Origin of the sequence: Kineococcus indalonis (assembly GCF_009906395.1) — a bacterium.
GTDB lineage: Bacteria > Actinomycetota > Actinomycetes > Actinomycetales > Kineococcaceae > Kineococcus > Kineococcus indalonis.
Genome location: NZ_JAAALM010000116.1, coordinates 1 through 9,227 on the forward strand (window position 1 = coordinate 1; position 9,227 = coordinate 9,227).

General features: G+C 78.6%; 9 protein-coding genes. 4 read left to right on the forward strand and 5 right to left on the reverse strand.

Annotated features, from left to right (window positions below):
* The first annotated feature begins 42 nt into the window (after window positions 1-42).
* Complete coding sequence (locus GTR00_RS08055; RefSeq protein ID WP_166611112.1) at window positions 43-1,155, forward strand: heparan-alpha-glucosaminide N-acetyltransferase domain-containing protein; 1,113 nt, start codon at window positions 43-45, stop codon at window positions 1,153-1,155.
* Between the two features lie 76 nt (window positions 1,156-1,231).
* On the opposite strand, the gene GTR00_RS08060 is transcribed toward GTR00_RS08055, so the two are convergent.
* The 4 genes from GTR00_RS08060 to GTR00_RS08075 are packed head-to-tail and all read right to left on the reverse strand — an operon-like array spanning window position 1,232 to window position 5,119.
* Complete coding sequence (locus GTR00_RS08060; protein WP_166611113.1) at window positions 1,232-2,263, reverse strand: glycosyltransferase family 4 protein; 1,032 nt, start codon at window positions 2,261-2,263, stop codon at window positions 1,232-1,234.
* Window positions 2,260-3,324, reverse strand: coding sequence for a Gfo/Idh/MocA family protein (locus tag GTR00_RS08065; protein ID WP_205705336.1), 1,065 nt, complete (start codon window positions 3,322-3,324; stop codon window positions 2,260-2,262). Before GTR00_RS08065 ends, GTR00_RS08060 begins: the two co-directional genes overlap by 4 nt.
* A complete protein-coding gene (locus GTR00_RS08070) occupies window positions 3,321-4,469 on the reverse strand; it encodes a DegT/DnrJ/EryC1/StrS family aminotransferase (RefSeq protein WP_166611114.1) in 1,149 nt (382 codons plus the stop codon). The genes GTR00_RS08065 and GTR00_RS08070 overlap by 4 nt, the downstream gene beginning before the upstream one ends.
* Window positions 4,466-5,119, reverse strand: coding sequence for an acyltransferase (locus tag GTR00_RS08075; RefSeq protein WP_166611115.1), 654 nt, complete (start codon window positions 5,117-5,119; stop codon window positions 4,466-4,468). Before GTR00_RS08075 ends, GTR00_RS08070 begins: the two co-directional genes overlap by 4 nt.
* Window positions 5,120-5,238: 119 nt before the next feature.
* Here GTR00_RS08075 and GTR00_RS08080 point away from each other — a divergent pair, with 119 nt between their 5' ends.
* The gene (locus tag GTR00_RS08080) at window positions 5,239-5,925 is read left to right on the forward strand and encodes a glycosyltransferase family 2 protein (RefSeq protein ID WP_166611116.1); all 687 of its coding nucleotides are present in this window, start codon (window positions 5,239-5,241) and stop codon (window positions 5,923-5,925) included.
* A 7-nt stretch (window positions 5,926-5,932) separates the two neighbouring features.
* Entirely contained in the window at window positions 5,933-6,364 is a 432-nt protein-coding gene (locus GTR00_RS08085; protein WP_166611117.1) for a DUF2304 domain-containing protein, read from the forward strand.
* Between the two features lie 22 nt (window positions 6,365-6,386).
* Here the strand turns inward: GTR00_RS08085 and GTR00_RS08090 are convergent, their stop codons facing one another.
* Complete coding sequence (locus GTR00_RS08090) at window positions 6,387-7,457, reverse strand: cell wall-binding repeat-containing protein (protein WP_166611118.1); 1,071 nt, start codon at window positions 7,455-7,457, stop codon at window positions 6,387-6,389.
* A 210-nt stretch (window positions 7,458-7,667) separates the two neighbouring features.
* Between GTR00_RS08090 and GTR00_RS08095 the strand changes: the two genes are divergently transcribed.
* Window positions 7,668-8,996, forward strand: coding sequence for a UDP-glucose dehydrogenase family protein (locus GTR00_RS08095; RefSeq protein ID WP_166611119.1), 1,329 nt, complete (start codon window positions 7,668-7,670; stop codon window positions 8,994-8,996).
* Window positions 8,997-9,227: the final 231 nt, after the last annotated feature.

Here is a 9,227-nt window from a genome sequence, read left to right on the forward strand (position 1 = left end):
CCCCTCCCGGCGCGGCGGCCGCCGCGCCGGGAGGATGGACCGGTGCGGCTGAGGGGCCTGGACGCGGTGCGCGGGGCGATGCTCGTGGTCAGCGTGGCCGTGGACTCCCTGCTGAGCGCGCCCGCGTGGTTCGGGCACGCGCCCTGGGCCGGGGTGCACCCCTCGGACCTCGTCTTCCCCGTCTTCGTCACCCTGACCGGCTGCGGGCTGGGCTTCGCGATGCACCGGCGCACCCGGGTGCGCCCCCTGGCCCGGCGCGTGCTGGTGCTGCTGGCCGCCGGGCTGCTCTACGAGGCGCTCACCTCCGGGCGGTGGGACCCGGCGACCTGGCGCGCCACCGGGGTGCTGCAGCTGTACGCCCTCGTCGTGGCCGCCGTGGCGCTGGGGCACCTGCTCACCCGCACGTGGCGGGGCTGGCTGGTGCTCACGGCCGCCCTGGCCGCCGCGCACACCGCGCTGCTGGCCGCGTGGGCGGGCACCTGCCCCGGTGGCGCGCTGACGCGCGCGTGCAACCCCTCGCTGGCGCTGGACGTGGGTCTGCTGGGCCCGCACGCCTACGCCGGCGGGGCGCTGGGGCACGACCCGGAGGGCCTGGTGGCCGCGCTGGGCGCCCTGGTCAGCGCGGGCGCCGGCGCCACCGTCGGGCACCTGCTGCTGAGCGTGCGGGACGCGCCGCGGGGGCGGCGCGCGGGCCCGCGCGCGGCCGTGCTGCCCGTGCTGGCGGTGGCGGCGGTGCTCGCCGCGCTCGGCGCGCTGGCCGCCGCGGTGCCCGCCGCGGCCGGGGTGGGCGTGCCGGCGCTGAAGCGGCTGTGGAGCGCGCCGTTCGCGCTGCCGGTGGCCGCCGCGGTGGCGTGCGCCCTGCTGCTGGGGCACCTGCTGCTGGACCGGCCCGGCACCGGCGCCGCGGCGCGGGCCGCGGCCCGGCCGCTGGTGGCGCTGGGCCGCAACAGCCTCCTGGTGTACTTCGGCTCCCACGTCGCGATGGCCCTGCTGCGCCGGGCCACCGACGGCGGGGGCCGCTCGCTGGCGGAGCGGGCTGCCGCGGCGGTGGCGGTGGGCGGGCACGCGCAGGTGCCGTTCACGGTGCTGACGGTGCTGTGCTGGACGGCGCTGGCGACCTGGCTGCACCACCGCCGCCTGTACCTGCGGCCCTGACGGCGCTGCCCGCCACCGCCCCGGCCGGGGCCGCGGCCCTGACGGCGCTGCCCGCCACCGCCCCGGCCGGGGTCCTTCAGCCCAGCACCCGCCGGTAGGTGGTCAGCAGGTCGTCCACGGCGCCGGCGACGTCGTGGCAGGTCGCCAGCCACGCGGGCCCGCCGAGGGCGGCGGCGACCGCCGGCGGGTCGGCCAGGGCGCTGCGCACCCCGTCGACGACGGCCGCCACCCGCTCGGGGGCGCGCCCGGACCAGGCGGTGGTGCCGGCCAGCACCGCGGGCGCGGCGTCCGGGGCGCCCGGCGGGTACCAGTCCGGGCGCAGCGCGGCCACGACGGGCACGCCGGTGCCCACGGCCTCCAGCTCGCTGGCGGCGAGCATGCCGCTGGCCTGGCCGACGACGGCGGTGGCGCCGGCGAGCAGGCGCAGGAACGCGGGGCGGGCGGTGCGCGGCAGCAGCCGCACCCCGGCCGCGGCCGCGTCGGCGGCCCGCGGTCCCCAGTCCAGGCCCACGAGCTCCACGTCGCCGGGCAGCGCGGCGCGCAGGGCGGCCGCGGCGGCGAGCTGCTCGTCGCCGCCCTTGACGGCCTCCCAGCGGGAGGCGAACACCACGCGCGGGCGCGGGGCGGGCTCCCAGGCCGGCAGGGCGGTCAGGTCCAGCGGCACGGGCAGGTACGCCGCGTCGGGGCGGTGCGGCAGGACGTGCTCGGCGAGGTCCGGGGTGGAGTAGCGCACGGCCACCGCCTCGCGCAGCGCCGCGCGCAGCGGTGCGGTCCAGCGCGGCTCGTACTGCTGGGTGCGCACGTCGGTGCCGTGGGCGTGCAGGACGTAGGGCCGCCGGGTCCAGCGGGTGTGCCGCACGACGCTGGCGTAGTGCACGTGCAGCAGGTCCGCGCGGGCGGCGCGGGCGCCGAGGGCGGCGGCCCAGCGGGCGCCGGCGGCGGCGCGCGCGAGGTCCCCGGCGGGGCCGCTCCAGGAGCGGCCCCGCCCGGCGAGCGGCTGGTACCCCCAGGGCAGTCCGCGCCGGTGCGCCTCGGCGAGCAGCTGCGCGGTGGTGCCGGCGCAGTCGTTGACGTGCAGGACGCGCGCGGCCGGCGCGGTGCCGCTCACGCCCGGCCGGCCGCCACCGGCTCCACGGCGGCGGTGCGGCCGGTGGCGGCCGAGCGCAGCACGGCGTCGGCGACCTCCACGACCCGCAGCCCCTCCGGGACGGTCACGGTGCGGCGGTGGGCCGGGCCGTCGGCGTCCGCGCCGCCACCCGCCGGCGCCGCGCCGCGGGCCTCGAGCACGGCGTCGCGGAAGCCCTCCAGCTCGGTGCGCAGCGGCTCCGGCTTGGGGAACGCGAAGCGGGTGACGTCGCCCTCGGAGACGCCGCGGAAGCCGGCCAGCGCCTCCCAGGACACCGGCACCGAGCCGTTGGCGTGCAGCGTCAGGTCGGCGGTGAGCGTGTCGGCCACCAGGGTCCCCGCCTCGCCGGTCACCACCGTGACGCGCTCCTTGGCCGGCGACATCCAGTTCACGACGTGGTTGGTGATCGTGCCGTCGGCCAGGGACCCCACGACGACGGCGAGGTCCTCGTGCGGGCGGCCGGCGCGGTGCGCGGTGCGCGCGGACACCTCGGTGAAGGCGCTGCCGGTGATCCAGGCGGTGGCGTCGAGGTCGTGCGTGCCGAGGTCCTTGACGACGCCGACGTCCCCGACCCGGGCCGGGAAGGGGCCCTGCCGGCGGGTCTGCACCTGGTGCACCCGGCCCAGCTCCCCGGCGGCGACCCGGCGGCGCAGCTGGCGCAGGGCGGGGTTGCACCGCTCGATGTGGCCGACGGCGCCCACGACGCCGGCGTCCGCCACCGCGTCGGCGATGCGGCGGGCGGTCGCCGGGTCCTGCGCCAGCGGCTTCTCCACGAGCACGTGCACGCCGGCGCGGGCCAGCGGGACGGCGACCGCCTCGTGCAGCGCGGTCGGCACGGCGACGACGGCGAGGTCGACGCCGACGGCGAGGAGCTCCTCGACGTCGGCCACGACGCGGGCCCCGCGGACGGCGCCGTGCGGGTCGCCGCCGACGTCGGCGGCGACGACGAGCTCGACGCCCTCCAGGGAGGACAGGACGCGGGCGTGGTGCCTGCCCATCGCGCCCAGGCCGACGAGCCCGGCGCGCAGGACCGGGGCGCTCACCGGCGGGTCCGCGGGCGCGCCGCGCCGGAGGAGGCCACCTCGGCGACGGCGGCGGCCACGCGCTCGAGGTCGCCGGGGTGCAGGGCGGGGTGCACCGGCAGGGACAGCACGTCGGCGGCCGCGGCGTCGGTGACCGGCAGGGGCCGCGGGTCGCCGAGGTCGGCGAAGGCGGGCAGGCGGTGCACCGGCACCGGGTAGTACGCGGCGCAGCCCACCCCGCGCCGCTGCAGCTCCTCGGCGAAGCGGTCGCGCTCGTGCCCGGGCAGCCGCACGGTGTACTGGTGCCACACGTGCTCGGCACCCTCGGCCACGGCGGGCAGCACGACGCCCTCGGGCGCGGCCGCGGTGAGCAGCTCCGTGAGCGCGGCCGCGTTGGCGCGGCGGGTGGCGGTGCGCTCGGCGAGGCGGCGCAGCTGCACGCGGCCGATGGCGGCGTGCACGTCGCTCATGCGCACGTTCAGCCCGACGACCTCGTTGTGGTAGCGGCGCTCCATGCCCTGGTTGCGCAGCAGCCGGGCGGCCCGCTCCACGGCGGGGTCGGCGGTGGTGATCATGCCGCCCTCGCCGCTGGTCATGTTCTTCGTGGGGTAGAAGGAGAAGGCGGCGGCGTGCCCGAGGGCGCCCACCGACCGCCCGCGCCAGCGCGCGGCGTGGGCCTGGGCGGCGTCCTCCAGCACCAGCAGGCCGCGCCGCTCCGCCAGGGCGCCCAGGGCGGTGGCGTCGGCGGGGTGGCCGAACAGGTGCACGGGCACCAGCGCGCGGGTGCGCGCGGTGAGCACCTCCTCCACGGAGGCCGGGTCCAGGCAGAACGAGACGGGGTCGACGTCGGCGAAGACGGGGGTGGCGCCGGCCAGCCGCACGGCGTTGGCGGTGGCGGCGAAGGTGAAGGAGGGCACGACCACCTCGTCGCCGGGCCCGACGCCCAGCGCCAGCAGGCCCACGTGCAGCGCCGACGTGCCGGAGTTGACGGCCACGCCGCGGCGGCCGGGCACCGCCTGCGCGCAGAACTCCTCCTCGAAGGCCGCCACCTGCGGGCCCTGCACGAGGTGGCCGCTGGCCAGGACCGCGGCGACGGCGGCCTGCTCCTCGGCGCCGATCTGCGGGGCGGCGACCGGGACGGCGCGAGCGTCGGGGGCGGCGCTCACGCGGGCAGCTCCTGCAGGGCGCCCCCGCGCTCGACGTAGGCGCGGCCGGTGTCCGGGCAGCGCCAGCGCCCCCCGCCCTCCTCGAGGAGGCGGGCACCGGTGCGCCCGACCCACGCGACCCGCCGGGCGGGGTTGCCGGCGACGAGGGCGTGGGCGGGCACGTCGCGCGTGACGACGGCGCCGGCGGCGACGAGGGACCAGCGCCCCACCTCGACGGGGGCCACGCACACCGCGCGCGCGCCCACCGAGGACCCGCGCCGCAGCACGACGCCGACGGGTTCCCAGTCGGCGGCGCCCTTGGGGGCGCCCTCGGGCGTCACGGCCCGGGGCAGGCGGTCGTTGGTGAGCACGGCGCCCGGTCCCACGAAGACGCCGTCCTCCAGGACGGCGGGCTCGTACACCAGGGCGTGGTTCTGGATCTTGCAGTGGTCGCCCACCCGCACGCCGGCGCCGACGTAGGCGCCGCGGCCCACGGTGCACCCCGCTCCCAGCACCGCGCCCTCGCGCACCTGCGCGAGGTGCCACACGCGGGTGCCCGCGCCGAGCCGGGCGGTGGGGTCGACGTCCGCGCTGGCCTCCGCGCGGGCCGCGCCGGCGGTGGGCCCACCGCCCGGCTCGGCGTGCCCGGGGGCGGTGCTCTCGACCGTCATGGCGGGGAGTCTACGAGCCGGGTGGGCCGGGCCGGTCCCGCGCCGCCCCGCTGCCGTGGTGGACTTGTCCGTGCCCCGCCGCCGCGCGCGGGGCGCGCAGCAGCGGAGGAGGGACGCCGGTGGTCACCGGGGAGGGCGAGCCGCGCGACACCTGGGTGGTCGTCCCGCTGTACCAGGAGGCCGCCGTCGTGGGCGACGTGGTGCGCGAGCTGCGAGCGGTCTTCCCGCGGGTGGTGTGCGTGGACGACGGCAGCCGCGACGGCTCGGCCGGGGTGGCCCGCGCGGCCGGCGCCCGGGTGGTGCGCCACTGCATCAACCTCGGGCAGGGCGCGGCGCTGCAGACGGGCTTCGACTTCGTGCTGCGCGACCCGGCGGCGCGGTTCGCGGTGACGTTCGACGCCGACGGGCAGCACACCGTGGCCGACGCCCGGGCGATGGTGCAGCGGCTGCGCGACGGCGAGGCCGACGTGGTCTTCGGCTCCCGCTTCCTCGACGGGCGCACCGCCGTGGCGCCGGTGCGCCGGGCGGTGCTGCGCTCGGCGGTCGCCTGGACCAACCTCACCACGGGCGTGCGCCTGACCGACGCCCACAACGGCCTGCGCGCGCTCTCGCGCGAGGCGCTGACCCGGGTCCGCCTGACCCACCACCGGATGGCGCACGCCAGCGAGATCGTCTCGAAGGTGGGCAGCGCCCGGCTGCGCTGGGTGGAGCACCCGGTGGAGATCCGCTACACGGACTACTCCCGCGCCAAGGGGCAGTCCCTGCTCAACAGCGTGAACATCCTCGTCGAGACGATCCTGGGGTGAGGACGCCGTGCTGATCCAGGCGCTGCTGCTGGTGGCCTTCGCGGTGATCGGCACCCTGCTGGTGCGGGACGCCACCGACGTGCGCCACCAGGCGGTGCGCCGCATCCTCATCGTGCTGTTCGGCCTCTTCGCCGCGGTGAGCGTGCTGGTGCCGGGGTCGGTGAGCTGGGTCGCCGAGCGGCTGGGCGTCGGTCGCGGCACGGACCTGGTGCTCTACGGCACCGTGGTGGCGTTCCTGGGCTTCGTGGCCGCCTCGTACCGCAGGATGCGGGCGCTGGAGTCGCGCCTGGTGGAGCTGACGCGCCGCCTGGCGCTGGACGAGGCCCGCGAGGACGAGCTGGAGGTCGCGCTGCGGCGCTCGCGCGAGGGCGCCGGGGACGAGCCCGGCGCCCGGCCCGGGGAGGGTGCCCGCCCCGGGCCGGGCGCGGAGCGCCGCTGAGGCGGCGCCGGGGCGGGCGGCGTCAGGACAGGGCGCCGGCCACCTGCGCGTCGACGCCGGCGACGACGACGCCCGTGCCGCCGAAGACGAGGGCGCGGGTGACCTCCGCCCCCTGCGCGCGGGCGTCGCGCTGCAGCTCCTGCAGCGCCTGCGTGGTCTCCACGGGCAGGGCGTCGCGGGCGGTGAGCAGCACCGGGCCGCCGGCGAAGGCCATGAGGGCCGAGCCGGAGAGGGCGTCGGCCCAGTCGGCGCCGGTCGCGACGCCGACGACCGTCGTCGCGTCGGTGAAGAAGGCGCTGGAGGTGAACAGCCGGGCGACGGCCGCGGAGGTGTCGTAGCGGTTGCGGCCGGCGAAGCGGGCCCAGCCGCCCTGCTGCTCCACCGCGATGGCCGCCGGGCCGCCGACGGCGATGCGGGTGGTGAAGGTGCGCCCGGCGAGGTAGCGGGAGGTGTCGGCGCCCAGGGCGTTGCCGTCGCTGAGCAGCACCGCCCCCACGCTGCGGCCGGTCCCGCCGTCGATCACGCCCATGAGGGCGCCGGCGGCGAGGCCGTCGGGGAAGTCCTTGCCGGTGACCACGGCCACCGACGACGCCTGCGGCAGCAGCTTGGCGACCTCGACGGCGGTGGCGTAGCGGTTGGCCCCCTGCACGCGCTGCACCGGGAAGCCGAGCGCGCGGACGGCCTGCTCCACCGCCGGCGACAGCGCACCGGTGCCCCCGAGCAGGTAGACGACGCCGCCGGGCTTGAGCACGTCGCGGATGGTGTCGGCCGTCACCGGGTTCAGCGACCCGGGCGCGGTGAGCAGGAGCGGGCCGTTGCGGTCGGAGGCGAGGGGGGCGGCGGCGAGGGAGTCGGCGTAGGAGTCGGAGCGGGCCAGCACGACGGCGTCGGCGCCCTGCCCCGAGAAGGAGGCGGCGGCCCGCGCGGCGGTGGCGAAGCGGTTCTCCCCGGCCACGCGCTCCACCGCCGCCGCCTTGAGCTGCACGTCGGGCAGCGGGTCGCCGGGGGCCGCGCCGGCGGGCGCGGCGGCGCCGCCGAGGACCGCGGCGGCGAGGGCGGCGGCGAGGGCCAGGGTGCGGGGCGCGAGACGCATGGGGACCTTCCGGAGCGTGGTGCCTGGGTCGCGCGCGGGGGCGCGCGGCCCGACCGGTGTCGGACCGGTCGGGCTCGACCTTGAGGGACAGCCTGGCACGGGACCGGCGGTGTGGGACACGTCACCCCGCCGGCGCGCGCCGTGCGTGCGCGGCCGGGCGCGGCCCGCACGGCTGTTTCCACTGCGCTTCCGCGCCGCTACTGTGCGCCCATGCGCATGACTGTCATCGGGTGCGGGTACCTGGGAGCCGTGCACGCCGCGTGCATGGCCGAGCTCGGCCACGAGGTGGTCGGGATCGACGTGGACGCCGAGAAGATCGAGGCGCTGCGCAACGCGCGGGCACCCTTCTTCGAGCCGGGCCTGCCCGAGCTGCTGGAGCGGACGATGGCCACCGGCCGGCTGCGCTTCACCACGGACGTGGCCGAGGCCGCCGGCTCCGCGGTGCACTTCGTCTGCGTGGGCACCCCGCAGAAGAAGGGCGAGTTCGCCGCGGACATGCGCTACGTGGACGCCGCGGTGGACTCCCTGCTGCCGCACGTGTCCCCCGGCGAGCTGGTCGTGGGCAAGTCCACGGTGCCGGTGGGCACCGCCGCGCGCCTGAGCTCCAAGGTCGCCGACCTGGTGCCGGGCGCGGCGCTGGCGTGGAACCCGGAGTTCCTGCGCGAGGGCCACGCGGTGGAGGACACCCTGCACCCGGACCGCCTCGTCTACGGCGTGCCGGACGGGCCGGACTCCCCCGCCGGCAAGGGCGCCAAGGCGCTGCTGGACGAGGTGTACGCCACGCCGCTGAAGCGCGGCACCCCCACGATCGTCACCGACTACCAGACCGCCGAGCTGGTCAAGGTGGCCGCGAACTCCTTCCTGGCCACGAAGATCTCCTTCATCAACGCGATGGCGGAGCTGTGCGAGAAGGTCAACGCCGACGTGGCGCAGCTGGCGGACGCCATCGGCCACGACGACCGCATCGGGCGCAAGTTCCTCAACGCCGGCCTCGGCTTCGGCGGCGGCTGCCTGCCCAAGGACATCCGCGCGTTCATGGCGCGCGCCGGCGAGCTGGGCGCGGACCAGACGCTGACGTTCCTGCGCGAGGTCGACTCGATCAACATGCGCCGCCGGATCCGGATGGTGGACCTGGCGCGCGAGGTGTGCGACGGCTCGCTGATCGGCAAGCGCGTGGCGGTGCTGGGCGCGGCGTTCAAGCCGCTCTCGGACGACATCCGCGACAGCCCCGCCCTCAACGTGGCCGCGCAGATCCGCCTGCAGGGCGGTGACGTGGTGCTGACCGACCCCGCCGCGCTGGACAACGCCCGCAAGGCCGTGCCGGACATCTCCTACGCCGAGACGGTCGAGGACGCGGTGCGCGGCGCGGACGTGGTGCTGCTGCTGACGGAGTGGAAGGAGTACCGCGACCTGGAGCCGGCCACGATCTCCTCGCTGGTGAAGAACAAGCGCATCCTCGACGGCCGCAACGCCCTGGACCCCGCCCGCTGGCGCGCCGCGGGCTGGACCTACCGCGCGCTGGGCCGCCCGCGCGCCTGACCCGCACCGGCCCCGCACCGGCCCTGATCCGGCGCCGCTCCGGCCCGGCACGCGCCGTTCCGCCGCGCCCCCCGCGCCCCCGCCCCCGGTTCCCGCCGGGGGCGGGGGCGCGCGCGTGTGGAGGGAGTGCGCGGGCCCCGCGGGACCCGGGCGGGGAGGTCGCGGCGGCACGGGCGGGTCGCCCCGGAGCGGCGCGCCCCGGCCCTACTGTGGACGCGTGCCCGCCCAGCC

Bases quoted from the DNA above. Each gene is read 5' to 3' on its own strand.
- GTR00_RS08075 (WP_166611115.1), bottom strand. From the start codon at position 5,119: ATGACGGTCGAGAGCACCGCCCCCGGGCACGCCGAGCCGGGCGGTGGG.
- GTR00_RS08090 (WP_166611118.1), bottom strand. From the start codon at position 7,457: ATGCGTCTCGCGCCCCGCACCCTGGCCCTCGCCGCCGCCCTCGCCGCC.
- GTR00_RS08095 (WP_166611119.1), top strand. From the start codon at position 7,668: ATGCGCATGACTGTCATCGGGTGCGGGTACCTGGGAGCCGTGCACGCC.